At 71.0% G+C, this 24,808-nt stretch carries 21 protein-coding genes, 2 tRNA genes and 2 pseudogenes; 10 read left to right on the top strand and 15 right to left on the bottom strand.

Going from position 1 to position 24,808, the window contains the following annotated elements:
* Nucleotides 1–37: 37 nt before the first annotated feature.
* The 4 genes and pseudogenes from ACIRJP_RS20665 to ACIRJP_RS20650 all read right to left on the bottom strand — a co-directional run.
* Nucleotides 38–723: pseudogene (locus ACIRJP_RS20665) on the bottom strand (two-component sensor histidine kinase); the annotation flags it as partial.
* Nucleotides 716–1,453: a response regulator transcription factor gene (locus tag ACIRJP_RS20660; RefSeq protein WP_404175975.1), complete on the bottom strand. Its 738-nt coding sequence runs from the start codon at nt 1,451–1,453 to the stop codon at nt 716–718. The pseudogene ACIRJP_RS20665 and the gene ACIRJP_RS20660, both read right to left, overlap by 8 nt.
* An 87-nt stretch (nt 1,454–1,540) precedes the next feature.
* Nucleotides 1,541–2,419, bottom strand: coding sequence for an amidohydrolase family protein (locus ACIRJP_RS20655; protein ID WP_404175972.1), 879 nt, complete (start codon nt 2,417–2,419; stop codon nt 1,541–1,543).
* Between the two features lie 77 nt (nt 2,420–2,496).
* Nucleotides 2,497–3,384, bottom strand: coding sequence for a DUF2797 domain-containing protein (locus ACIRJP_RS20650; RefSeq protein WP_404175969.1), 888 nt, complete (start codon nt 3,382–3,384; stop codon nt 2,497–2,499).
* A 154-nt stretch (nt 3,385–3,538) separates the two neighbouring features.
* On the opposite strand from ACIRJP_RS20650, the gene ACIRJP_RS20645 reads away from it, so the two are divergent.
* From ACIRJP_RS20645 to gap, 3 genes are all read left to right on the top strand, one after another.
* Nucleotides 3,539–4,084: a hypothetical protein gene (locus ACIRJP_RS20645; RefSeq protein WP_404175966.1), complete on the top strand. Its 546-nt coding sequence runs from the start codon at nt 3,539–3,541 to the stop codon at nt 4,082–4,084.
* Between the two features lie 74 nt (nt 4,085–4,158).
* Entirely contained in the window at nt 4,159–5,112 is a 954-nt protein-coding gene (locus ACIRJP_RS20640; RefSeq protein ID WP_404175963.1) for a GlxA family transcriptional regulator, read from the top strand.
* A 109-nt stretch (nt 5,113–5,221) separates the two neighbouring features.
* Nucleotides 5,222–6,220, top strand: coding sequence for a type I glyceraldehyde-3-phosphate dehydrogenase (gap, locus tag ACIRJP_RS20635; protein WP_404175960.1), 999 nt, complete (start codon nt 5,222–5,224; stop codon nt 6,218–6,220).
* A gap of 332 nt (nt 6,221–6,552) precedes the next feature.
* Here the strand turns inward: gap and ACIRJP_RS20630 are convergent, their stop codons facing one another.
* On the bottom strand, nt 6,553–7,230 hold the full coding sequence (locus tag ACIRJP_RS20630) for a GAP family protein (protein WP_404175957.1): 678 nt from the start codon (nt 7,228–7,230) through the stop codon (nt 6,553–6,555).
* Nucleotides 7,231–7,661: 431 nt separating this feature from the next.
* Here ACIRJP_RS20630 and ACIRJP_RS20625 point away from each other — a divergent pair, with 431 nt between their 5' ends.
* The 3 genes from ACIRJP_RS20625 (at nt 7,662) to ACIRJP_RS20615 (ending at nt 10,897) form a co-directional block, all read left to right on the top strand.
* On the top strand, nt 7,662–8,252 hold the full coding sequence (locus ACIRJP_RS20625) for a hypothetical protein (protein WP_404175954.1): 591 nt from the start codon (nt 7,662–7,664) through the stop codon (nt 8,250–8,252).
* 121 nt (nt 8,253–8,373) lie between these two features.
* Nucleotides 8,374–9,726: a Dyp-type peroxidase gene (locus ACIRJP_RS20620; RefSeq protein WP_404175951.1), complete on the top strand. Its 1,353-nt coding sequence runs from the start codon at nt 8,374–8,376 to the stop codon at nt 9,724–9,726.
* Between the two features lie 40 nt (nt 9,727–9,766).
* Nucleotides 9,767–10,897 (top strand): catalase family protein, encoded by a 1,131-nt coding sequence (locus tag ACIRJP_RS20615; RefSeq protein WP_404175948.1) that lies wholly within the window; start codon nt 9,767–9,769, stop codon nt 10,895–10,897.
* Nucleotides 10,898–10,919: 22 nt separating this feature from the next.
* Here ACIRJP_RS20615 and ACIRJP_RS20610 read toward each other — a convergent pair.
* Nucleotides 10,920–11,090, bottom strand: a pseudogene (locus tag ACIRJP_RS20610) (DNA mismatch repair protein MutT); the annotation flags it as partial.
* Between the two features lie 280 nt (nt 11,091–11,370).
* Here ACIRJP_RS20610 and ACIRJP_RS20605 point away from each other — a divergent pair.
* Together ACIRJP_RS20605 and ACIRJP_RS20600 are read left to right on the top strand one after the other, a co-directional pair.
* A complete protein-coding gene (locus ACIRJP_RS20605) occupies nt 11,371–11,610 on the top strand; it encodes a tyrosine-type recombinase/integrase (protein WP_404176279.1) in 240 nt (79 codons plus the stop codon).
* A gap of 37 nt (nt 11,611–11,647) precedes the next feature.
* Nucleotides 11,648–11,779: a hypothetical protein gene (locus ACIRJP_RS20600; protein ID WP_404175945.1), complete on the top strand. Its 132-nt coding sequence runs from the start codon at nt 11,648–11,650 to the stop codon at nt 11,777–11,779.
* A gap of 100 nt (nt 11,780–11,879) precedes the next feature.
* On the opposite strand, the gene ACIRJP_RS20595 is transcribed toward ACIRJP_RS20600, so the two are convergent.
* Nucleotides 11,880–11,952, bottom strand: a tRNA-Arg gene (locus ACIRJP_RS20595).
* A gap of 228 nt (nt 11,953–12,180) precedes the next feature.
* Nucleotides 12,181–12,271, bottom strand: a tRNA-Ser gene (locus ACIRJP_RS20590).
* A gap of 229 nt (nt 12,272–12,500) precedes the next feature.
* Between ACIRJP_RS20590 and ACIRJP_RS20585 the strand changes: the two genes are divergently transcribed.
* Together ACIRJP_RS20585 and ACIRJP_RS20580 are read left to right on the top strand one after the other, a co-directional pair.
* The gene (locus tag ACIRJP_RS20585; protein WP_404175942.1) at nt 12,501–12,962 is read left to right on the top strand and encodes an SSI family serine proteinase inhibitor; all 462 of its coding nucleotides are present in this window, start codon (nt 12,501–12,503) and stop codon (nt 12,960–12,962) included.
* Between the two features lie 180 nt (nt 12,963–13,142).
* Nucleotides 13,143–17,015 carry a PAS domain-containing protein gene (locus ACIRJP_RS20580; protein ID WP_404175939.1) on the top strand — a complete coding sequence of 1,291 codons (3,873 nt, stop codon included), beginning with the start codon at nt 13,143–13,145 and terminating at the stop codon, nt 17,013–17,015.
* Between the two features lie 78 nt (nt 17,016–17,093).
* Here the strand turns inward: ACIRJP_RS20580 and ACIRJP_RS20575 are convergent, their stop codons facing one another.
* The 7 genes from ACIRJP_RS20575 to ACIRJP_RS20545 all read right to left on the bottom strand — a co-directional run bounded on the left by ACIRJP_RS20575 (nt 17,094) and on the right by ACIRJP_RS20545 (nt 24,578).
* Nucleotides 17,094–18,743 (bottom strand): long-chain fatty acid--CoA ligase, encoded by a 1,650-nt coding sequence (locus ACIRJP_RS20575; RefSeq protein ID WP_404175936.1) that lies wholly within the window; start codon nt 18,741–18,743, stop codon nt 17,094–17,096.
* Between the two features lie 143 nt (nt 18,744–18,886).
* Entirely contained in the window at nt 18,887–19,576 is a 690-nt protein-coding gene (locus ACIRJP_RS20570; RefSeq protein ID WP_404175933.1) for a SigE family RNA polymerase sigma factor, read from the bottom strand.
* A gap of 195 nt (nt 19,577–19,771) precedes the next feature.
* Nucleotides 19,772–20,938, bottom strand: coding sequence for a lipid-transfer protein (locus tag ACIRJP_RS20565; protein WP_404175930.1), 1,167 nt, complete (start codon nt 20,936–20,938; stop codon nt 19,772–19,774).
* Nucleotides 20,935–21,330 carry a MaoC family dehydratase gene (locus ACIRJP_RS20560; protein ID WP_376310173.1) on the bottom strand — a complete coding sequence of 132 codons (396 nt, stop codon included), beginning with the start codon at nt 21,328–21,330 and terminating at the stop codon, nt 20,935–20,937. Before ACIRJP_RS20560 ends, ACIRJP_RS20565 begins: the two co-directional genes overlap by 4 nt.
* 2 nt (nt 21,331–21,332) lie before the next feature.
* The gene (locus tag ACIRJP_RS20555; RefSeq protein WP_404175927.1) at nt 21,333–22,382 is read right to left on the bottom strand and encodes an acyl-CoA dehydrogenase family protein; all 1,050 of its coding nucleotides are present in this window, start codon (nt 22,380–22,382) and stop codon (nt 21,333–21,335) included.
* 1 nt (nt 22,383) lies between these two features.
* Nucleotides 22,384–23,382 (bottom strand): bifunctional MaoC family dehydratase N-terminal/OB-fold nucleic acid binding domain-containing protein, encoded by a 999-nt coding sequence (locus tag ACIRJP_RS20550; protein ID WP_404175924.1) that lies wholly within the window; start codon nt 23,380–23,382, stop codon nt 22,384–22,386.
* On the bottom strand, nt 23,379–24,578 hold the full coding sequence (locus ACIRJP_RS20545) for an acyl-CoA dehydrogenase family protein (RefSeq protein WP_404176275.1): 1,200 nt from the start codon (nt 24,576–24,578) through the stop codon (nt 23,379–23,381). The genes ACIRJP_RS20550 and ACIRJP_RS20545 overlap by 4 nt, the downstream gene beginning before the upstream one ends.
* Between the last annotated feature and the right edge of the window lie 230 nt (nt 24,579–24,808).

The following is a 24,808-nucleotide window of genomic DNA, read 5'->3' as shown; positions in this document are numbered from 1 at the left end:
CGCCGCCTCCCCCGCCCATGCCGCCCGCGATGAAGTTGCCGCTGTGCAGCGGGAGTTCGCAGACCAGGGTCACGGTCGCGGCGACCCGGCGCAGCGGACGCAGCGCGACACCGACGATGACGGCGCCCGCGATCAGGCCGGCGCCGGTTATGCAGACCTCGACGACGATCAGGGTGGTGAGCGCCGAGCCCACCTCGGTGGCGGGGATACCGACGAGGACGGTCGTCCCGTGCGGGTCCGCGACCGCCTCCACCCGGCCGGCGCGAGCCCCGGCAGGTCGACGGTGCGCGGGTCCTGTCCGACGGAGAGGTCCGCCGCCGCCAGTGCCTTGCTCTGGGCCGCGGTCATCGGCTGCCCGACATCCTCGGCCCCGGGCCAGGGGGTGCTGGTCTCCACGACCACGCGTGACGAGGTGACCGCGCCGTCCGCCACCACGGCCCCGAAGGCGCCGACGGGCAGCCCGCGCCCGTCCACGAAGGCCAGCGGGTCGAGGCTCCGCGGCACACCGCCGCCGGGCATCGGGCCCCCACCGGGCGGTTTCTCGGCCCGTACGGCGATGGCGGCCAACTGGTCGTCGAGCTTGCCGTACATGTAGCTGTGGTAGGCGATGGTGGTGACCGTCCCGATGACCGCGGCGACGACGGCGGTCAGCGTGACCGCCGAGACCACCAGCCGGGTCCGCAGCGTCCACGGCCCCCACCACCTGCGGGGACACCTACTCACCGGGCCTGATGAGGTACCCCGCCCCGCGCCGGGTGTGGATCATCGATGACCGTCCCGCGTCGATCTTCTTGCGCAGGTACGAGATGTACAGCTCGACGACGTTCGCCTGCCCGCCGAAGTCGTAGTTCCAGACCCGGTCGAGGATCTGCGCCTTGCTCAGCACCCGCCGCGGATTGCGCATCAGGAAGCGCAGCAGCTCGAACTCGGTCGCGGTGAGGTGGATGGACGTCCCGCCCCGGCTGACCTCGTGGCTGTCTTCGTCGAGCATCAGATCGCCGACGACGAGCGTCGACTCGCTGCGCACCGCCGCCGTGCCCGAGCGCCGGATCAGCCCGCGCAGCCGCGCCACGACCTCCTCCAGGCTGAACGGCTTGGTGACGTAGTCGTCGCCGCCCGCCGTGAGGCCGGCGATCCGGTCCTCCACCGCGTCGCGCGCGGTCAGGAACAGTACGGGGACCTCGGCGAGCTCCCGCCGCAGCCTGCCGAGCACGGCGAAGCCGTCCGTGTCGGGCAGCATCACGTCGAGGATCACCGCGTCGGGCCGGAAGTCGCGCGCCATCCGGACGGCTCCGGCACCGTCCCCGGCGCTGCGCACCTCCCAGCCCTCGTAACGCAGGGCCATGGACAGCAGCTCGGCAAGCGGAGCCTCGTCGTCCACCACCAGCACCCGGACCGGGGAGCGGTCCGCCCTGAGCAGTTCCGTGCGCCCCTGGGGCGAGGTCGTCGTCATGCCCCAAACCCTGTGGGGCTCCCCTGAAAGGGCTCTTACCCGAATCTGTGAATTCCCTGAGAAAGCGGCAGCACCGCCGCCGGACCGTCAGCCGATCCCGAACAAGGCGCTCGCGTTCCCGTGACAGACCGCCCGAAGCCAGTCGTCCCCCAGCTCCAGCCGTTCCAGCGCGTGCAGTTGGTGGGCGTACGGGTACGGGATGTTCGGGAAGTCCGTGCCCAGCAGAATCCGGTCCCCGAGCGCGGCGAGCCGCCCCCGCTCGGTGGGCGGGAACGGGCTGAAGTCCTCCGTGAAGTCCGTGAACGCCATCGTCGTGTCGAGCCGCACCCGCGGGTACGTCTCCGCCAGCGCCAGGAACTCCGCGTACTCCGGCATCCCCATGTGCGCCACGATCAACGGCAGCCGCGGATGCCGGGCCAGCAGCCTGCCGACCGGCTCCGGGCCGGTGTGCTTGCCGGGCGCCGGCCCCGAGCCGCAGTGCATCACCACCGGGATCCCGGCCTCCGCGAGCAGCCCCCAGACCGGATCGAGCAGCGGGTCGTTGGCGTCGTACGCGCCGACCTGGAGGTGCGACTTGAAGATCCGCGCCCCCGCATCGACGGCCTCGCGCACATACCGCTCCACGCCCTCCTCCGGGTAGAAGGTCGCGGTGTGCAGGCAGTCCGGCACCCGGCGGGCGAAGTCGGCCGCCCAGCCGTTCAGCCAGGCGGCCATCCCCGGCTTGTGCGGGTAGAGCATCGAGGTGAACCGGAGCACGCCGAACGAACGCAGCAGCGCGAGGCGTTCGTCCTCGTCGCGGCGGTACTCGATCGGCCACTCCATCCCGGTCAGCGGCCCTGCCGAGTCGAAGTACGCCCAGACCTTGGCCAGCACCCGCTCCGGCATGAAATGCGTATGGACATCGATGATCCCGGGCAGCTCCAGCCGCTCCAGGAACCGTACGACGTCGTCGGCGTCACCACTCATCCCGCGCCCCTCCCACCGTTCCCAACCGCCCGTAACGGTCCGTTCCTCACCGTCCGGACCCGACCGGACCGACGATCTCAGAACAGCCCGCCCTGCACGCCACCGCCCCCGATGTCCGCCACCGGCACCCCCACCCCGGACCGCGGGTCCGCCGCCACCAGCTCCCACCCGGTCATCAGCCGGGTGTCCAGCACCACGACCCCGTCCGCCGCCGTCGCCAGATGCAGATCGGGCCCGGCCGCCGCCACCAGCCGCCCCGCGACCGCGCCCCCGGCCACCAGCTCGGTGACGGCCCACGCCACCTCCACCGCGCCGTCGAGCCCGAACAGCCCGGCGTGGTCGACCGCCTCGAACGGCAGCCGCTCCAGTGAGTCCGGCCACCCGGCCCGCTCCAACGCCACGGCCCGCCCGTACAGCTCCGCCACCTCGGCCCGGCGCTCCGCCGCCCCCGGCAGCGCCCCGCGCACGGCCCGCTTCCTCGCGTACGGAATCCGGTCCGGCACTCCGAGCGCAGACCGCAGCAGCTCCTCGGTCCGCCGGCACGCCATCAACGGCCCCCGCCCCAGCCAGCTGAACACCACGGCCCCCTGCTCGCGCAGCCGCGCCGCCTCCCGCTGCTCGGCGGTGATCCCGACCTTCACCATCCCCGGCCCGAACCAGGCGAGATACACGCGGTACGTCCTCGGATCGTCGGCGATCGTGTCGGCGGCCACCGAATGCGCCCGGTCCAGCCGCGCGCACTCCGGGCACCGCGCCCCCGTGCTCCGCCCCGACACCACGGCCCCCACCGGACACGCGTTCCCGCGCGCCCCGACGCACCGCCGTTCCCCCTCGGCCCGGAACCCGAACTCCGCCCCGTACGCCTGCGCACTCCCCCGTACGGCCCCGCCCCGCCGCCAGCCCAGCACGGGCGGCCCCTGCGCGTCCGGCCACCGCAGCCCGGTGCACTGCCACGCCACAGCCATGAACGACCCCCGGAAAGACATTGAGCGACGTCAGGCGACGTTAATGGACGGCCGCGGCAACCCCGTCCCGGGACGGAAATCCGGAGGTCGCCACAGCGCCACGCCAAGTATTCTGATCAACTGCTTTTCAAACATGACCGGTTGGAGAATCCACGTGTCCGACTCCGGCGACACCCGCACCACCGGCGACCCGGCCGGAAGGACCGATCGCAGCCAGCGAACGGTGATCATCGCGGCTGTCATCACCGCCTCGGCCACCATCGTCGCCGCCGTGATCGCGACAACGGTGGCGGGCGGCCACTCCCCGAAGGCGCCCACCGCCATCACGGCGCCCCCGGCCCCGCAGGACACCTCGCCCACCCCGCGCCCCGTGCAGAGCCTTCCGTCCACACCACCGGCCCCGGCCCCTTCCCCCACGGCCGCCCGCATCATGGCCGCACCGGACTCGGCCGCCATAGGAGCCACCGTCACGATCACGGGCTCCGGTTTCGCGGCCGGGGAACAGGTGCGCATCACGTTCAACGGAACGTACGGCTCCACACTCGACCTACGCGACATCACGGCCGGACCGGACGGCGGCTTCGCCGCAGAGGTCACGGTCCCGCAGGACAGCGTCGATTCGGACCAGCAGCAGTCGTTCGAAGTCCGCGGCCTGGACAGCGACGAGCGCGCCGACACCCCGTTCCACATCACGGGCTAGGGTCTTTTGTACGAAATGTACCGTCTGGTCCGCGTAGGGGAGTACCGAAGTCACACCACACGTAACCTCTTACTGTGTCCTCCCGCCTGCATCGCGTCGCCGTCCTCGTACTCGAAGGCGCGAAGCCGCTCGATGTAGGAATTCCCGCGCAGGTCTTCGCGACCCGCGCGAGCATGCCGTACGAGGTGCGGGTGTGCGGGGCCACGCCCGGTCCCGTGGCCGGCGGCGAAGGCCTCGCGTACTACGTCGCCCACGGCCTCGACGCGCTCGCGTGGGCCGACATCGTCTTCGTCCCCGGCTACCGGTTCCCTGACCGCGAAGACCCGCCGCAGGCCGTCGTCGACGCACTGATCGCCGCCCACGACCGGGGCGCGCGGCTCGCCGCCATCTCGACGGGCGCCTTCGCGCTCGCCGCCACGGGCCTGCTCGACGGCAGGCGCGCCACGACCCACTGGCACTACACGCGGGCGCTCATGGCCAGGCATCCGCTCGTCCGGGTCGACGAGAACGTGCTGTTCGTCGACGAGGGCAGTGTGCTCACCTCGGCCGGCGCCGCCTCCGGCATCGACCTGTGCCTGCACATCCTGCGCGGCGACCTCGGAGTGGCCGCGTCCAACCACGCCGCCCGGCGTCTGGTCGCCGCCCCCTACCGCAGCGGCGGCCAGGCCCAGTACGTGCCGCGCAGCGTCCCCGAGCCACTCGGCGAGCGGTTCGCCGCCACCCGCGAGTGGGTGCTGCACCGGCTCGGCGAGCCCCTCACCCTGGACATACTGGCGCGGCAGGCCGAGGTCTCGCCGCGCACGTTCTCCCGGCGCTTCGTCGAGGAGACCGGCTACACGCCGATGCAGTGGGTGATGCGCGCCCGCATCGACCTGGCCCGCGAACTGCTGGAGCGCTCGCAGCGCAGCGTCGAACAGATCGCCGCCGACGCCGGGCTCGGCACCGGCGCGAACCTGCGCCTGCACTTCCAGCGCATCCTCGGCACCACACCGAGCGAGTACCGGCGCACCTTCACCCGGGGCGAGTGACCCGTCCGGCACACCGCGTGGCGGAATCCTTTTGAACCATGGCGATCCCGCCACTGTCAGCGGCGCGCGCCTCGGGCGAGCCTGGTGGCGAAGGAAAGGGACACCACTCATGACTCGCATCGCCATCAACGGATTCGGCCGCATCGGACGCAATGTGCTGCGCGCACTCCTGGAGCGCGACAGCGCCCTGGAGATCGTCGCCGTCAACGACCTGACGGAGCCCGCCACCCTCGCCCGGCTGCTCGCCTACGACAGCACGGCCGGCCGGCTCGGACGCCCGGTGTCCGTCGACGGGGACGTCCTCGTCGTGGACGGCCACCGGATCAAGGTGCTGGCCGAGCGCGAGCCGGCGCAGCTGCCTTGGGCCGAACTCGGCGTCGACATCGTCCTGGAGGCCACCGGCCGCTTCACCTCGGCCAAGGCCGCACGCGCCCACCTCGACGCGGGCGCGAAGAAGGTGCTCGTCAGCGCGCCGTCGGACGGCGCCGACGTCACGCTCGCGTTCGGGGTCAACACCGACGCCTACGACCCGGCCGTGCACACGATCGTCTCGAACGCCTCCTGCACCACCAATGCGCTCGCGCCGCTGGCCGCGGTCCTCGACGAACTCGCCGGTATCGAGCACGGGTTCATGACGACGGTGCACGCCTACACGCAGGAGCAGAACCTGCAGGACGGTCCGCACCGCGACGCCCGTCGCGCGCGGGCCGCCGGCGTCAACATCGTGCCGACCACGACCGGCGCCGCCAAGGCGATCGGCCTGGTCCTGCCGAACCTCGAAGGCAAGCTGTCGGGCGACTCGATCCGCGTACCGGTGCCGGTGGGCTCGATCGTGGAACTCAACACGACCGTCGCCCGCGACGTGACGCGCCACGACGTGCTGGCGGCGTACCGTGCCGCGGCCGAGGGACCGCTCGCCGGCGTCCTCGAATACTCGGACGACCCGCTCGTCTCCTCCGACATCACGGGCAACCCCGCCTCGTCGATCTTCGACTCGGCCCTCACCCGCGTCGAAGGCCGCCACATCAAGGTGGTCGCCTGGTACGACAACGAGTGGGGCTTCTCGAACCGCGTCATCGACACGCTGGAACTCCTCGCCACCCGCTGACCGGACGCCGGGGCGGCACGGCAACGAGCCGTGCCGCGCCGGCCGCCCGCTGCTGTACGGATAACACCGAAGGCCCTCAGGATTTCTCCTGAGGGCCTTCGACTTGCTGTGCACTCGGCAGGATTCGAACCTGCACCCTTCTGATCCGAGGATCGGGCAGGCATTGGGGGTTGCCTCCCGGCGTCCTCCCGGCTGATCGCTGATAGTCGTGATCAACGGTCTGTGTGTGCCGTCGTTGCCGTCGAGGCTGCCGTCAGCTCCACAGGTGACGCCGCAGCAACGAGCGGACTGCCCATCCTTCACAGCCGACACACACGACTCCTCGGCTGTCATCAGGAGACGAGGATGGAGATGCCGTCTCCGAGCAGCTTCAGCCCGAGGACGAAGAACAGGACGGCCATCACGGCGACATTGTGCTGAGCTGCCCACTCCTTCCAGCTGCCGAGCGTGATCTTGGCTCGCTCTCCCCCGAGGAGGAAGAGTGCCAACGGGGCCAGCAGGCCCAGAGTGGCGATCAGAACGAAGATTGCCAGTGATGCGATCTGCTGCCCGACCGGCAGTCCAGCAGAACCGATCGAGGCGCCCGCAGCGATGGCCAGGGGGGCGTTCTTGGCGTTGAGGGCGGCCAAGGCCAGTCCGAGTGCGAAGACCTTGACCGGTGTGAGACGGTCGATCGCGCCCATCCACTTCGGTAGTTGGGCTTGCGAGGGATCCTTCGGGCGCCGGTGCCATTGCCTGGCGCCAAAGAGGACGAGGAACAGGCCCAGGGCAAGCTTGAGGGCTCCCACCCAGGTGGCCGGATGATTGTGGGCAAAGGCACCTGCGGGGGAAGCGATCGCCAGCATCACCGCGCCCAGTGCCGAGAGTCCCAGGATCCAGCCGACGGTGAAGAGGACTCCGTTGAGACGTCCCCGAGGCGTGGCGAGTACGAGGATGATGGCGATGATCGGGAGCGGGCTGACCGCGACGGCGGCCGCGAAACCCAGCACATCACCGAGGACGTGGCCCATGGTTGCCTCCGGGTGGCGATCCAGTGGAGCAGGAGCGGCGGAAGCGGGTGACCTGGCCGCCTGGGCGGCGTAACGGCTTGGTGTGCGATGGGCTGCCACACTGGCTTCACGGCCGCGCGGACGTGGCAGCCCGACGGCGGTGACGACGACGTACTCGGTACGGGACACCGCATTCCATCTTCCTGCGCCTGGGCAGATCTGTCCTCGGGAGCTTCTCGGGACGCGAGGACCGCCGGCGTCGGCCTGCTACGCGGGGCAGGCGACCCCGCAATTGCCGGAGCTTCGAGCCACCGACCCAGGTGACCACAATGCCCCTGGCCCGAGATGCGAGGCAGCTCAGCCGCATGGAGGATCAAAGATGTGAGGGCGATCGCGCCTCATGTCCGGGCGCTGAGGACGCTCGCAACGATCCGTGGCAGGAGGACCTCGCAATGGCCGCAACGACAGGAGCAACCCCGTCGGCTCACCCTGAGCACCCCGGCAGGACGGACGGGGTCTCCAACGAGTTCACCGTTTTCACCAAGATCAAGCCGGGCGAGGCCGATGCATTGCGCGAGGATCTCACCTGGCTCGGCGACGCAGCGAATGACGAGAATGTCCATGCGGCGCTGCGCCAGATCGGCACGCTGCATGACGCACGGCACGTCATCTTCGACAACGACACCAGGTTCATGTTCGCCAGCGTCTTCGACGGCTCCTGGGACACCTACATCGACGACTTCGCCAAGACGGTGGTCGGGGAACGCTTCGACAAGGTCTTCAGGCACAGCGAAGGGTTCCCCGGCATCAAGGATCCAGGGGTCAAGGACTGGTTCCTCGCCCACCAGGAGCCCGCAAAGGTCTTCGTCAGCGCCTACCCCGAACTGACCGTCCAGCAGATCTACAAGGACCAGCGCGTGGACGAAGCGTTCCAGGAAGTGCTGGACACCACCGAGTTCCGGACGGCGCTGGAGAACCCGGCAAACGCAGAATTGGTGGCCACACCAGCCTTCCAGAAGCTGCTGGAGGAAGCCTCGGCATAGGAGCCGGGAGCCGGACACAACCGACCCGCCGACCCAACCCGATGCTGGACCGCGTCAGCCGGTCCAGGTCGGCCGCCGCAGGGCTGCCCAGGCAGAGACCGATGTGGAGGCACAAACGATCATGAACACTGCGGACAGCCAAGGCGCGGCCGGCGTGCGCATCGAGATCGACGACGTCCAGAGCGGGGCCCTACGTCCGCGGCCTGTGCCCTACGAGGGAAAGTACATCTTCCTGCGCGTCGATGACCGCCACGCCGGGCGCGCCCTGCTGCGGCGGCTGCTTCCGGTGACCTCGGGTGGTCTGCCCAGCGCGGACCGGAGCCAGGATGCCTGGGTGGCGGTGGCGTTCACCTATCAGGGGCTGCGGGCCCTGGGGGTGCCCCAGGAGTCGCTGGACAGCTTTCCGCAGGCCTTTCGTGAGGGCATGGCCGCTCGGGCGGAGCTGATCGGCGACGTGGGCGAGAGTGCGCCGGCCCACTGGGAGGCACCGTTCGGAACGGGCGATGTCCACATCGCGTTGAGCGCCCTCGCCTCCGATGCGGCACAGCTGAGCAAGAAGCTGGAGCAGGCGCGGGTCGCATTCAAGGCCACGCCCGGTGTCCAGGTGATCTGGCAGCAGGAGGTCCGCCAGCTCCCCACCGGGCGCACCACCTTCGGCTTCCGGGACGGCATCAGCCATCCGAACATCGAGGGCGTCGGGCTGCCCGGCTCCAACCCACAGGAAGCCCCCATCCAGGCCGGCGAGTTCATCCTCGGCTACCCCGACGAAACCGGCAGCCTGCCACCCATGCCCACCCCCGACGTGCTCGGCCGCAACGGGACCTACGCAGCCGTGCGTAAGGCCCACACCAACGTGGCGGCCTGGCGCCGGTTTCTGCGCGCGAACAGCTCCGACGCCGAGGAGGAGGCACTCCTGGCGGCCAAAATGGTGGGGCGGTGGCCCAGCGGGGCGCCGCTGGCACTGGCGCCGGAACACGACGACCCGGAGCTGGCCGCTGATCCTCACCGCGTCAACAACTTCCTGTACCGGGAGAACGACGATCGCGGCTATCGGTGCCCCGCCGGTGCCCACATCCGGCGCACCAACCCTCGCGACTCCACCATCATCGGCGACGCACGGATGCATCGCCTCATCCGCCGCGGCACCACCTACGGGCCGCCACTACCGGAGGGTGTGCTGGAGGACGACGGCGCCGACCGCGGACTGGTCGGAGTGTTCCTCGGCACCCATCTGGAAAGGCAGTTCGAGTTCATCAAGGCCCAGTGGATCAACGACGGCAACTTCATCGGCTACCCCGGCGAAAAGGACGCGGTGGCCGGGCATCACGGCGGGACCGGCACCCTCACCATCCCGGAGAAACCGATCCGGCGCCGTCTGCAAAACCTGCCCAGCTTCGTGATCACCCGGGGCGGCGAGTACTGCTTCGTACCGGGGCTGCGCGCCTTGCGCTGGCTCGCGGAGCTGGAGGACTGAGGGCAGTTCCCACCACAGTCTTCGAGGAGTGTTCGACACCATGGCAGCACAGTTCGTCCGCTACACACCTGACGTTGAAACCGACGATCCGAACTTCGACCGCAACCTGCAGACGGTGATCAGCAAGACCGAGAACTACATCGCCGACTCCGTCGAAGGCGGTGGCACCGGCCGGGCCCTGCGAGACGCCCATGCCAAGGGCTACGGGTTGGTCCGAGGAGAAGTGGAGATCCTGGACGGGCTACCCCCCGAGTACGCCCAAGGCATCTACGCGACCCCCGGAACCCACGACGTACTCATCCGCTTCTCCAACGGCTCACCCCACGCCGGAGCCGACGCACGACTGGGCGCCGCCACCGGACTGGCACTGAAGATCTTCGACATCCCCGGCCCGACCCTGCTGGAAGACGAACCGGACACAGGCACGTTCGACTACGCCAACATCAACGGACCGATCTTCTTCTGCAACACAGTCGAGCACTACCTGTTCATCCAGGAACTGTTCCTCAACGCGCCGGCCTACTTCTCCCAGGGCCGACCCGGCGCACATCGCTTCTTCACCGAGTTCGTGACCGGAAAGGGAACCCTGGACCAGGACAACTGGGCATGGGACGAGTTCCTGGCCTTCCTGCGCCTGTCAAAGACCCCTCCGGCAAACGTACTGCTGTCGAGCTACTGGACGATGGGCGCGGTCCGGCACGGCGACTACATCGCCAAGGTGCGCATCACCCCCGACCCGGACTGCGCCGCCGCGGTGGTCCGGCGCACCATCGATCCGACCTCGGCGGCGGAGGTCTTTCGACCGGCCCTGGAAGCCGAGCTGCAGGAGCGGCCCTACGCCTTCGACATCCAGGTCCAACTCTGCACCGACCTGGCGCGCATGCCGGTGGAGGACACGACCGTGGAGTGGCCCGAGCAGCTCTCACCGCCCGTCACCGTGGCGAAGCTGCGGCTGCCGCAGCAGGACATCTCCGGCCCGGAAAACCTGGAGAAGATGGACTCACTGTCCTTCACACCCTGGCGGGTCACCGCCGAGCACGCACCCCTCGGCAACATCATGCGGGCCCGCAAGGAGGTCTACCGGCACTCCTCCATCGCGCGCCACAAGCTCAACCAGCAGCCGCGCACAGAGCCCCGCAGCGCCGACGAGGTAGTCGGCCCAGCCCAATGAAGACGAGCGACATGGTGCGGAATCAGCCGAGGTACGGCCGCTCGTGATGTTCCAGAAAGCGCTGAAGCCGTAGCCGTTGTGTGCGGTGCATGGGCAGCTTGGCCAGCTCCTCCGCCGGAACGGATCGCAGCTCGGTGGATTCGTCGGAGACCGCGAACCGTCCACCGACCACTCGGGCGGTGAAACAGACATCGTTGAGTCTCGGGTACGCCTCGTGCAGGAAGACGGCGGAGTACACCAACACGTCGATGTGCTCGCGGGCTGGGCCAGCATGTCCACGAAGGTCGAACACGGGGATGTCCGCCCGTTGGTCGTGGAGGCCACAAGTTCCGGACTGACGGCGGGGGCAGGGCGTGCCTGCCGGAGCGCAGGCCATGGAGCGTGCACGTCTTCTCCTGGTATTTCCGCTGCCGGCATGGCCGTGGCCCGACGCGGTGTAAGCCCCAGATCGCCCATCGCTAAACGGACTTGGGATCGACTTCGACCTTGTCCGCAAGGGCGGCGTACGTCCAGCCGCCGACCGGCATGGCAGCACCCGACCTCGTCAGGGCCTCGTCTTCACCACAAAGAACGGGACCCCCATCGAGCCGCGCAACCCGAACCGGTCCTTCGAGGCCCTGTGCGCCCGCGCCGCCGTCCGTAAGGTCTGCTTCCACGATCTGCGCCACACTTGCGCATCCCTGCTCCACGAACAGGCGCTGACGCCCGAATGATCATGGAAGTCCTGGGCCACAGCTCGATCCCGTGACCATGGACATCTACACGTTCGTGCGGCTGGACTCCCAGCGCTCGGCTTTCGACCGCGTCGGAGATGCGCTGAGGGGTGACGGCAACGATCCGGATGATGACGACGGCGCGGCAGGTGTCCCCATAGCCGTCTGATCGGCCCGCACCGCCTTCTGAGGCGGTTGCCGTCAAACACTGCCGTCAAGGCAAAAGCCAGAGGCCCTGTGGATCACTCCACAGGGCCTCTGAACTGTTGTGCACTCGGCAGGATTCGAACCTGCAACCTTCTGATCCGTAGTCAGATGCTCTATCCGTTAAGCTACGAGTGCTTGTGCTTCCCGGTTTTTTCTCCCCGGTCGGCGTTGCGAGAACAACATTACATGACCTGCGCCGTGACGCGAAATCCTTTAGCTCCACCAGCCCTGACCTGCGAAAATGCCCTGCGCGACGGTGTCGCACAGATCCTCCCGGGGCTGTTCGGGACAGTGCGAGCGGAGCGTCCGGGTCCGGATACGACCGAAGCCCCGTGCCAGTGGCACGGGGCTTCGGTGATGAAGCGGAGGCGGAGGGATTTGAACCCTCGATGGGCTTTAAGACCCAAACCGCATTAGCAGTGCGGCGCCATAGACCGGACTAGGCGACGCCTCCAGCACACCCCGCGCGAGCGCGAGTGGTGCGTGCAGATGATGACACAGTCGAGCGGTGCGTCACCAATCGATGCCTACGGTACTAGGCAGTCGGCCGCGAGGGCAAAGCGTCTGCGGTTGCGCAACGCCGTGGCGTGCGGAGCGTTAGTGAAGAAGGGGGCATCGCCCTCCCGTCCTTCCGTCCGTTCCACCGGCACTTCCGCCGCAGTGCACGAGCACAGGAGCCCGCAATGTCGCGCCGCCTCGCCCTCACCGCCGTCCTCTCCCTCGCCGTGCTGTCCGCCGTCGCGCCGGCCGCGACCGCGGACAGCGGGACCCTGCCGCTGCCGCGGCCTCTGCCCCTGCCCGTACTCCAGGGCGAAGCCCCTGCCCGGCTGACGATCACCGTCTCGGGCGCGGGGAACGCCGCCGCCGACGGGACCGTCGAGCTTCGGTGCGCGCCGGCGGGCGGCAGCCACCCGGTGGCGGAGCAGGCCTGTGGCCGGCTGAACGAGCTGGCGGGCGAGGGGAAGGACCCGTTCGCCCCGGTACCCGGGGACGCGCTGTGCACCTTGCAGCACGGGGGTCCGGCCACCGCCCGGATCACCGGGACCTGGCAGGGGCGGCGCATCGACACGGCCCTCAGCCGGACCGACGGCTGCGAGATCTCCCGCTGGGACAACCTCGGACCGGTGCTCCCGAACGTCGGCTGACCGGGCCGGCCCGGACGGAGTCGTACACCGTATGCACAGAACCTTGGTGAGAGCTCCCCCTCATCCGCAGCCCCTCGCCCCTCCGCTGCCTTTAGACTCCTCCCGTGACAGCCCGCGGCCCGAGGGGCAAGATGGGGCCCGCTGTCGGCAAGGTGCGGTAACCAGGGAGGAAGCGTCGTCGTGAGCAGCAGGCCATCCCGAGGCGCTGCTCGCCTCGCAGCCATACTCGATGCACTCCCCGACGGGCTGCTGCTCGTCAACTGCAACGGCACGGTCGTCAACGCCAACACCATCGCGCTCGAAATGTTCGAGACGCCGGGCACCGCGCTGGTCGGGCGCGGGCTCCTGGACCTGCTGCCGGAGTTCGACTCCAAGCTGATCCCGGGGTCGATGCGCCGCACCGACACCGCCGACGACCGCGGCCGCACGAAGCCGACCCGGATGACCGCCCGGCGGACCGACGGCACCGAGTACCCGGTCGAGGTCACCAGCGCCAGCCTGGAGGACGGGCATGCCGCGTACAACGACTTCCAGAGCACTTACAGCGGCGGCTACACGGGCGACGAGCTGCTGATGCTCGTCGTGCGGGATCTGTCGGGCACCGTGGACACCGAGGCCGAACTGGCCCGTTCGCAGCGGCAGACGGAGATGATCCTGCGCGCCGCGGCCGAGGGCGTCGTCGGTACGGACACCGACGGCCGGGTCGTCCTGGTCAACCCCGCCGCCGCGCAGATCCTCGGCTTCCGCGCCAACGACCTGGGCGGCCAGGAGCTGCATCCGCTGATCCTGCACTCGCGGGCGGAGGGCGAGCCGTTCCCGTACGAGGAGTCGCCGCTCGCCGACACCCTCAGGTCCGGGCGCAAGCACCGGGTGCGCGGGCAGGTCCTGTGGTCCAAGAGCGGCGCGCAGGTGCCGGTCGACCTGACCACCGCGCCGGTCCGGGACGGTGATCAGCTGGTCGGCGCCGTCATGACGTTCACCGACCGCAGGCCGTACGAGGAGCTCGGCGAGCAGCACCGGGCCGAGCTCGCCGAACTGACCGGCAGCCACACCGCCGAGGTCGCCGAGCTGACGGAGCGGCACAGCACGGAGCTTGCCGACCGGACCGAGCGGTACGCGGCCGAGCTGGAGGCGCAGGCCGATCTGCTGGCGGCGCTGACCGCCCGGCACACCCAGCTCACCGCCGTACTCGGCGAATCGCTGCGCGGCCCGCTGGAGGAGCTGCGCGGCGAGCTCTCGACGCTCGCCGCCGACCCGGCCGGGCAGCTGTGGCCCGAGGCCAACCAGATCCTGCACCACCTGGCGGCGGGCTACGCCCGGATGACCACCCTCGTCGACAACGTCCTCGGCTACCAGCTCCTGGACGCCGGCGTCGAGAAGCTGGCCAAGACGAACGTGCTGCTCGACTCGGTCGTGACGGCCGGCATCGACGCGGCCGTCGAGCTGATCGGTCCCGGGCGCGCCCAGTTCGCCGTGCACGCGCCGCCGATCGAGGCCGAGGTGGACGCGGCCCGGCTGGTGACCGCGCTGGCCCATCTGGTCGCGGATGTCGCCGGGGTCGACTCGACCGGCAAGACCCGGGTGGTGCCGGGCGGCGGGTACGTCGACTCGACGGTCGTCGTCGCGGCGGCGCAGCGCGGTGAGGTCGTACGGATCGAGGTACGCGGACCGTTCGCCGGGGGAGACCCGGTGCACGAGCCGATCGTGCGCGGGATCGTGCGGGCGCACGGCGGTGTGCTCCAGACGCACGAGGTGCCTGGGATGAGCGGCCGCGCGTATGTGCTCGAAGTGCCGTTGGGTGCCGGTTCGGGGACGGTGACGGCGCCCGCGTCCGAGCCGGAGCCCGAGGCCGGTGCGCAGCCCGCTCCCGGTCCCGAGGCGGCACAGCAGCCGGGCGGCGGGCGGCGACGCGCGCGGCGGGCGTCCACGGAAGCGTTCCTGGAGAGCCCCGTGGGCGGTTCCGGGGCGGATTCCGGGGCCGACGGTGACACGGCGGCAGCCGAGCCGACGGGGCGGCGCCGGGCGCGTCGTGAGCCCGTGGCGCAGGACGCGCACGGCGCGGAGAGCGCGCGCACCGAGGGTTCGGGGCGCAGGCGGGGGCGGCCGAGCCCGGCCGAGACCGGTGCCCAGCACTCGCTGCCCGAGCTGCCCGGGGCGCCTGAGTCACCCGGGTCGCCGGAGACTCCGGAGCAGGGGCAGGGGGCCGGACAGGCGTTGGCGCTGCCCGCAGCCTCCGCGGCCTCGGTCCCAGCCGCGCCGTCCGCCCCGTCCGAAGGTTCCGTGGTGACGGCGGCCGAGGGTGCGCAGGGCGGCGGCAGCCGGCCTCAGCTCGGTCAGACCGTGCCGCCGCAGGGCGTACAGGCCGAGAATCAGGGGCAGGGACAGGGACAGGGACAGGGGCTGGGTCAGCTGGCTCTGCCTGCCTCCGCTTCGGGTTCGGACGCTGCTCCGGACTCGGCTGCCGTCCCCGCTTCGGCCGCGCCGTCGCGGGCGCCTCAGCCGGCCGGGCGGCGGGCCCGGCGGGCGCTGGCGGCCGCCCAGGAGCGGACCGCCCAGGCCGAGCCCGCAGGGCCCCGTACCGCGTTCGCGCTGCCGCCGGCGGATGCCGACCGGTCCCCGGCCACGGCCGCCGACGCGGACGCCTCGCTGCGGGAGCGCCATGACGCCGTACACATCGCGCCGGGCGACGACCACACCCCGCCCCAGCCGCATCCCGTACCGACCGGCCGTCGCCGGGCCCGCCCCTCCGAGGCCCCGCTCCAGGCCGAACAGGCCGATCAGGGTGACGGGGTGCCCGGCGAAGGCACGGAGCCGCCCGCAGCTGGGCAGACCACGCATGCCACGGGCACCACAGCCGTCACGGCTCCCGCGGAGGGCTCCGCTGAGGGCCCGCAGGGCGTCTCGCCCGTACCGGACGCGCGCAGGCAGCCGCTGCCCGCGGAGGCTCCGATGCCGGGCGGTTCGTCGGACTCGACGCAGGGGCGCGCGTTCAGCGTGCGGACCCTCGGGCAGGGCGTGCCCTTCGCCCAGCACATCGCACACCAGCAGAACCAGACGCTCGGCGGTGCCGGACGGCGCCGCAAGCTCGCCGCGCCGCCGGAGGGCGAACGCACCCCGCAGGCCGCCGCGCCGGCGCCGTCCCCGTCCGTCCCCGCACCGGGCTCGGGTCCGGGGCAGGGCCCGCTGCGCCCGGTCCCGGAGGCCGAGGGGCGCGCGTACGCGATAGGCGCCCCGGACGAGGGCGCCGAGGGGCCGGAGCCGCTGGACGGTCCGGGTGGCGCGGTCGAGGTCTCCAACCGCCCGTCGCCGCAGCCGGTCGACGACGAGCTGCCCCCGGAGCCGCTGGACAACCCGCGTCGGCTGCTCGTCTGGCCGGCGCCCGACGTCTCCACCCAGCAGGCGCTGAGCGACCGCGGCTACCGGCCGGTGATCGTGCACTCGCGCGAGGAGGTCGACGCCCAGATCGCGGCGTTCCCCGCCGCGCTCTTCGTCGATCCGCTGACCGGCCCCATCACCCGCAAGGCCCTCCAGTCGCTGCGTCAGGCGGCGGTGGCGGCCGAGGTTCCGGTGCTGGTGACGGCGGGCCTGGGACAGGCCTCGCGGGACGCGGCGTACGGTGCCGACCCCGCCGTGCTCCTCAAGGCGCTCGCCCCGCGCGACAGCGAACAGCATCCGCCCCGGGTGCTGTTGATCGAGGAGCACGAGGAGATCGCGCTGGCGCTGACGGAGACCCTGGAGCGCCGCGGCATGCAGGTGGCGCGGGCCTCCACCGACAGCGAGGCGGTGTCGCTCGCCACCCGGATGCGGCCCAACCTGGTGGTGATGGACCTGATGCAGGTGCGCCGCCGCCGGGCCGGCATCGTCGACTGGCTGCGCGCCAACGGCCAGTTGAACCGGACCCCGCTGGTCGTCTACACCTCCGCCGACATGACCGGTTCGGAGCTGCCGAAGCTCGGCTCGGGCGAGACCGTGCTCTTCCTGGCCGAGCGGTCCACGAGCGAAGAGGTCCAGGCACGCATCGTCGATCTGCTCGCGAAGATCGGTACGAACTGAGACGCGGGAAGTGAGACACGGCGAGGGCGGTACGGGAATCGTTCCCGTACCGCCCTCGGCGTTTCCGCGGCGCCCGGCTCAGAGGTGGGTGATGTCCAGCTCGCCCGCCGCGTACTGCCTGCGGATCACCTTCTTGTCGAACTTGCCGACGCTGGTCTTCGGCACCGCCGCGATGACCGTCCAGCGCTCCGGCAGCTGCCACTTGGCGATGCCGGACGTGGCGAGGAAGTCCTTCAGCACCTCGTAGCCGACGCTCGCGCCGTTCTTGAGGACCACGGTCGCCAGCGGGCGCTCGCCCCACCTCTCGTCCGGGACGGCGACGACCGCCGCCTCGGCCACATCGGGGTGCGCCATCAGAGCGTTCTCCAGTTCGACGCTGGAGATCCACTCACCGCCGGACTTGATGACGTCCTTGGCCCGGTCGGTGAGCGTGAGGAAGCCGTCCTCGCTGATCACTCCGACGTCACCGGTCTTCAGCCAGCCGTCCTCGCTGAACTTGTCCTCGGGGCGCAGCGGCTCACCGTCCGCACCTCCGTAGTAGGCCCCGGCGATCCAGGGGCCGCGCACCTCCAGCTCACCGGCCGACTCGTTGTCCCACGGCAGGTGCTCGCCGCCGGGACCGACCAGCCGTGCCTCCACCCCGGCCGGGAAGCGGCCCTGCGTTATGCGGTAGGGCCATTCCTCCTCCTCGGTCAGTCCGGCGGGCGGGTTGGCCATGGTGCCGAGCGGCGAGGTCTCCGTCATGCCCCAGGCGTGGCAGAGACGGACACCGAGCTTGTCGTACGCGGTCATGAGAGAGGGCGGACAGGCGGCGCCGCCGATGGTGACGCGGGCCATGGAGCTGAGGTCGCGCGGGTTGGCGGTGACCTCGGCGAGCAGGCCCTGCCAGATGGTGGGCACGGCGGCGGCGTGGGTCGGCCTCTCGCGCTCGATCATCTCGGCGAGCGGGGCGGGCTGCAGGAACCGGTCGGGCATGAGGACGTTGATGCCGGACATGAACGTCGCGTGCGGCAGTCCCCAGGCGTTCACATGGAACTGGGGGACGACCACCAGCGTGGTGTCCTTGTCGGTCAGGCCCATCGACTCGGCCATGTTGACCTGCATGGAGTGCAGGTAGACGGAGCGGTGGGAGTAGACGACGCCCTTGGGGTCGCCGGTGGTGCCGGAGGTGTAGCACATGGCGGCGGCCTGGCGTTCGTCCAGCTCGGGCCAGTCGTAGTGGATGGGGCGGCCGGCGATCAGCTCCTCGTACTCGTGCACCCGGGGCGTCGCCCCGTCGAGGAGCGAACGGTCGCCCGGACCGGTGACGATCACGTGCTCGACCGAGGTCAGCTGGGGGAGGAGCGGCGCGAGCAGCGGCAGCAGGGAGCCGTGGACGATGAGGACCCTGTCGTCGGCGTGCCCGACAATCCAGACCAGCTGTTCGGCCGGGAGCCGGAGGTTGAGCGTGTGGAGGACCGCGCCCATCGAGGGGATGGCGAGATACGCCTCCATGTGCTCGGCGTTGTTCCACATGAGGGTGGCCACCCGCTGGTCGCCCTCGATGCCGAGTTCGTCGCGCAGCGCGCCGGCGAGCTGCGTGGCCCGTCGGCCGATCTCGGCGAAGCTGCGCCGCTGCGGCTCGGGTTCGCCGGTCCAGGTCGTGACCTGCGACTTCCCGTGAATGGTCATCCCGTGGTTCAGGATGCGGGTGACAGTCAGCGGTACGTCCTGCATGGTGCTCAGCACGGCGTCCTCCCGGTGGGCGCTACGCGGCAGTAAGGTTGGCCTGATTCTGCCCACATACCGCGCGGTATGTCACTAGTCCCGAGAGTACGAATCGGTGTCGTTCGGCAAAATCCGGCGTGGCCGCCGGTGCACCGCCCCCGGGGTCACCGCACCGGAGCCAGTTCCGGATCCTGCCTGAGCTTGCCGAGCGCCCGCGACACCGCGCTCTTCACGGTGCCGACGGAGACCCCGAGCACCTCGGCCGTCTGGGCTTCGCTCAGGTCCTCGTAGTAGCGCAGGACCACCATCGCCCGCTGCCGGTCCGGCAGCTTCAGCACCGCACGCCACATGGCGTCGCGCAGCGTCTGCTGCTCGGCCGGGTCGGGGGCCGGGGCGGCCTCCTGCTCGGGCAGCTCGTCGCAGGCGAACTCGTCGACCTTGCGCTTGCGCCACTGCGAGGTCCGGGTGTTCAGCAGGGCCCGGCGGACGTAGCCGTCGAGCGCCCGGTGGTCCTCGATCCGCTCCCAGGCCACGTACGTCTTGGTGAGCGCGGTCTGCAGCAGGTCCTCGGCGTCGCTCGGGTTGGCGGTGAGCGAGCGCGCGGCCCGCAGCAGCACGGGCCCCCTCGCGCGGACGAAGGAGGAGAACGATGGGTACGGCGCGTTCGGGGTGTTCAAGATGTGCGGGGTGTACGGAGTCCGCGAGGGGTACGCGGGGCGTGCGGTGCGCGCTCCGTGCTGGCTGGGTGCGCCGTGTCCGGTGATGTGCGGGGTGTGCGACATGTGTCCCGGGTACGGCGCGTGTCCCGTGGCGGTGGCTCCCCCGGAGCTGCCCGTGCAGACTGGCGTGGTCATGGCTCCACGCTAGAAGCGGGCACCGTACCGGGGGATCGGCCCCAGGTCCCGAAAGCGCGTCCGCCTCAGGGTGGAGGGGTAGGGCCACCCCCACCTCCTGTAGGTGGAGTCGTCGTCCCCAGGGATCAGGGGCGCGCCCTGAGTCGGCCCCTGACGCCCGCCCGGCCGCGGGCTCCCGCCCCGGGCCGGGCGCGCTCAGTCGTCCGTGCCGAGGATCAGCCCCGAGGTGGGAACGCCGGTGCCTGCCGTGACCAGGGTCCTGGCCGCCCCGGAGACCTGGTTCACCGACGAGCCGCGGATCTGCCGGACCGCCTCCGCGATGCCGTTCATGCCGTGCAGATACGCCTCCCCCAGCTGGCCCCCGTGAGTGTTCAGGGGCAGCGCGTCCGCCTCGACGAAGCCGGCCGCCTCGCCCGGCGCGCAGAAGCCGAACTCCTCCAGCTGCATCAGGACGAAGGGGGTGAAGTGGTCGTAGAGGATGCCCACGTCGATGTCGGACGGGGAGAGACCGGAGCTGCGCCAGAGCTGCCGGGCGACCACTCCCATCTCCGGCAGGCCGGTCAGACCGTCGCGGTAGAAGCTCGTCATCTGCTCCTGCGCCCGCCCGGCGCCCTGTGCCGCGGCCACGATCACGGCGGGCGGCCGCCGCAGGTCCCGGGCCCGCTCGGCGCTGGTGACGACGATCGCCTGCCCGCCGTCGGTCTCCTGGCAGCAGTCGAGCAGCCGCAGCGGTTCGACGATCCACCGCGACGCCGCGTGGTCGGCCAGAGTGATCGGCTTCCCGTAGAAGTACGCCGCCGGGTTCCGGGCGGCATGGCGGCGGTCGGTCACCGCGACATGGCCGAAGGCGTCCGGCGTCAGCCCGTAGGCGTGCAGATAGCGCTGGGCGGCCATGGCGACCCAGGAGGCCGGGGTGAGCAGCCCGAAGGGCAGGTTCCAGCCGAGCGCCGTGCCTTCTGCGGTGGGCTCCCGCTGCTGCACGCCGGAGCCGAATCTGCGCCCCGAGCGCTCGTTGAACGCGCGGTAGCAGACCACCACGTCGGCCACCCCGGTCGCCACCGCCATCGCCGCCTGCTGGACGGTGGCGCAGGCCGCCCCGCCGCCGTAGTGGATGCGGGAGAAGAACGACAGCTCACCGATCCCGGCCGCCTGGGCGACGGTGATCTCGGGGCTGGTGTCCATGGTGAAGGTGACCAGCCCGTCCACGTCGTCGGGGCTCAGCCCGGCGTCGTCGAGGGCGGCCCGCACCGCCTCGACGGCCAGCTTCAGCTCGCTGCGCCCGGAGTCCTTGGAGAACTCGGTCGCGCCGATCCCCACGACCGCCGCCCTGCCGCCGAGCGAATCGGCCCCGCGCACGCTCATGCCGCCCCCCGCGGTACTCCGACGGTCACCGTGCCGGTGACGTGTCTGCCGAGACCGTTGGAGCCGATGATCTTCACCTCGGCCGTTCCGTCGTCAGCCACCGAGGTGACCGTGCCGCTCAGGACCATGGTGTCCCCGGGGTAGTTGGGCGCGCCCAGCCGGATCGCGACCTTGCGGAGCACGGCCGACGGGCCGAGGCGGTCGGTGACGTACCTGCCGACAAGGCCGTTGGTCGTCAGGATGTTCATGAAGATGTCCGGGGAGCCCTTCTCCCGGGCGAGCTCCGCGTCATGGTGCACGTCCTGGTAGTCGCGGGAGGCGATCGCGCCCGCGACGATCAGGGTGCGGGTCACCGCGATCTCCAGCGGCGCCAGTTCGTCACCGGCCTTCACCTTCACTCCGTGCCCTCCTTCACCAGCGAATCGCCGAGTTCCTGAAGCACTTCGCCGCCGCATCCCAGGTAGGCGTCGAGCTGCCGGCCCCAGAGGAAGTGGCGGTGCACGGGGTGGTCGAGGTCCGCGCCGGTGCCGCCGTGCAGGTGCTGCCCGGCGTGCACCACCCGCTTTCCGGCCTCCGAGGCCCACCAGGCGGCGGTCAGCGCCTGTGGCCCGTACGGCAGACCCGTGTCGTACCGCCAGGCCGCCTCGTACGCGGTGACCCGGATCGCCTCGGTGTCCATATGGGCGTCGGCGGCGCGCAGCAGCACCCCCTGCTTGGTGGAGAGCGGGCGCCCGAACTGCTCCCGGGTGTTGACGTGCACGACGGCGCGGGCCAGCGAACCGGCGCACACCCCGGCCTGCAGTCCCGCGAACGCCGTCCGGGCCGCCGCCAGCACCGCCTCGTACGCCCCGGCGCCGCCGAGCCGCTCCCCGCGCGCCCCGTCCAGGACGAGCCGCGCCGCCGACCACGGCGCTGTGGTCTCCACCGGCTCGGTCAGCACACCGGGATCACCCGTCCGGACGATCCACAGCCGGTGCTCCCGGTCCGGTACGAGAACGAGGTCGGCATCCCGCAGCCACGGCACGTACGGCACGCTGCCGCTCAGCCGTCCGGCGCCATCGGTGCCGGTACCGTCCGCCCGTGTCCCGCCGCGTGCCGGGAACGCCCCGGTGGCGACGGCCGTGCCGTCCCTCAGCGCGGGCAGCAGCCGCTCCCGCTGTTCGTCCGTGCCGTGCCGGGCGACGGACAGCAGCCCGTACACACAGCTCGCCGCGAACGGCACCTGCGCCGTCGTGCGCCCCTGCTCCTCCAGCAGGAGCACCAGGCCGAGCAGCCCGGTCTCCTCGACGGCCGCGGTCAGCCCGGCGGCACAGAGCTCCTTCCACAGCTCGGCGTCGGTCGCCGGGCCGGCCACGGCCAGCCGCTCGGGCGTCGCCAGATCACCGAAGATCCGCGCCGCGAGACCCTGTGCCGCCGACTGCTCCTCGGTGGGTGCGAAATCCATCTCAGCCCTCGCCTCCCCGGAAGACCGGAAGCTCCAACTCTGGGTCCGTACGCAGGAATTCCAGCCGCACCGGCATTCCCTGCCGCACCTTGTCGTACGGCACGCCGACGACATTGCTGACCATCCGTACCCCCTCGACCAGCTCGATCAGCGCCACCGCGTACGGTCCGCCCGCCCCGTCGGCGGCGAACGCGGGGAAGGGTGGGTGGTGCATCACCACGTGGCTGAAGACGGTGCCCTCGCCGCTCGCCTCGACCGTGTCCCACTCCTGGCAGCCGCACGCGTTGCAGCCGGGCAGCCAGGGGAAGCGCAGCGTGGCGCACTCGCCGCACCGCTGGATCAGCAGCCGGTGCTCGGCGACGCCCTGCCAGAACCCGGCGTTGTCCCGGTTGATCACCGGCCTCGGGCGCCGGCTCTTCTCGTCGCCGCGCGCCGCCCGTTTCGCCCTCGCCGGGGTGTACTTGAGAATCCGGAAGCGGTGCGTACCGGCTGGTTCGCCGTTCACCCCGACGTCCATGCGCGTGGTGACGAAGTACCCCGTCCCGAGCTTGGTGGTCTTGCGCTCCGAGACCGATTCGATGACCGCGTCGAAGGTGATCCGGTCCCCGGGCCGCAGCGGCCGCAGGTATTCCTGCTCGCAGTCGGTGGCGACCACCGAGGTGTACCCCGCGCCGTCGAGCAGCCCGAAGAGTTCCTCGTACGCCGCGGAGCGGTCGGTGTGCCCCGAGAGGCCGCCCATCGTCCACGCCTGGAGCATCGTCGGCGGAGCGACCGCGTCCGGTCCCGCGTACGCCGGGTTCGTGTCCCCCATCGCCTCGCACCAGTGCCTGATCATCGCCTCGTTGACCGGGTCCTTGCCGGTGCCCGCGGTCGCGGCCGCCCGCCCCTCGAACTCCTTGAGCCGCCCGTGGAGCTCGTCCGGCCCCTCGCGCGTCCCCTTGTCCGGCCCCTTGTCCGGCCCCTTGTCCGGCCCCTTGGGTGCTCCCGTCCCGGCCGTCACCGCCTGCCCCGCTTCATGCCGAGCCGCATCGTCGCGACGATCTCCCGCTGCACCTCGCTCACCCCGCCCCCGAAGGTGTTGATCTGCGCCGCCCGGTTCATCCGCTCCAGCTCCCCGTCCCCGAAGGCGCCGGGCGAACCGCCCCGCACCATGCCCGTCTCCCCGGTGATCTCCTGACACATCCGGTACACCTCGACGGCGCTCTCGGTCCCCGCGAACTTCACGCCGCTCGCCTCGCCCGGGGCCGGCGAACCCGCCCCGACCTCCCCCACCAGACGCCAGTTGAGCAGCCGCGTCGCCGCCAGCCGGGCATACGCCTCGGCCAGCCGGGCACGCACCCACGGCTCGTCTGCCGGGCGCCCGCCCGTCACGGGGTCGGGGGTGCGTGCGTGCGTGAGGGCCGCCTCGTAGAAGTCCTCGGCCTGCATCCCGATCGCTGCGAGGGCCACCCGTTCATGGTTCAGCTGATTGGTGATCAGACCCCAGCCGCCGTTCTCCGGGCCCACCAGGTTGGTGGCCGGCACCCTTATCCCGTCGTAGTAGGTGGCTGTCGTGGTGAGCCCGCCCACGGTCTCGATCGGCGTCCAGGAGAACCCTGGGGAGTCGGTCGGCACGAGGATGATCGAGATGCCCTGATGCTTGGGCGCGTCGGGATCCGTACGGCAGGCGAGCCAGATCCAGTCCGCGTTCTGGGCGTTGCTGGTGAAGATCTTCTGCCCGTCGATCACCCAGTGGCCGCCGTCGGGGCCGACGTCGTCCGCGCGGTCCCGCACCGCCCTGGTGCGCATCGAGGCGAGGTCCGTACCGGCCTCGGGCTCGCTGTAGCCGATGGCGAAGACGAGGTCGCCGCTGAGAATCCTGGGCAGGAAGTACGCCTTCTGCTCATCGGTCCCGTACTTCATCAGCGTCGGGCCGACGGTGTTGAGGGTGACCATCGAGACGGGTGCCCCGGCCCGGTACGCCTCGTCGAAGAAGACGAACTGCTCGTCGGCGCCGCGCCCCTGGCCGCCGTACTCGACGGGCCAGCCGAGTCCGAGCATCCCGTCGGCGCCGATCCTGCGCAGCACCCGCCGCTGTTCGGCCGGGTCCTCGGCCCCCGGGACCGTACCCGCGTCCCTCCCGGGCATCACCTCGCGGAAGTACGTGCGGAGTTCGGCGCGCAGCTGTTGCTGGCGTTCCGTCTGGGCGAGGTGCACGGCGGGCTGCCTCCCGGACACGGGGCTTACGGATCAGGGTTTCTGACTGTCCGTCAGATCCACGTCCGCTGTCAAGGTCGACGACGCTCCTCGGACGTGCGCCCGCCCCGGTGGTGCGCTTCCTCCGGAAACGCGAAACGGCCCGCGCGAGGGCGCCGAAGCACCCTCGCGCAGACCGTGTTGCATGTGCGGCCGACCTTGGCCCGAACCCCCGACCGGCCATGACCGGC

The organism is Streptomyces sp. NPDC102437 (genome assembly GCF_044765565.1).
Lineage (GTDB): Bacteria > Actinomycetota > Actinomycetes > Streptomycetales > Streptomycetaceae > Streptomyces.
The sequence above is the reverse complement of the archived record's forward strand: the minus strand, read 5'-3'. Positions and strand labels throughout refer to the sequence as shown.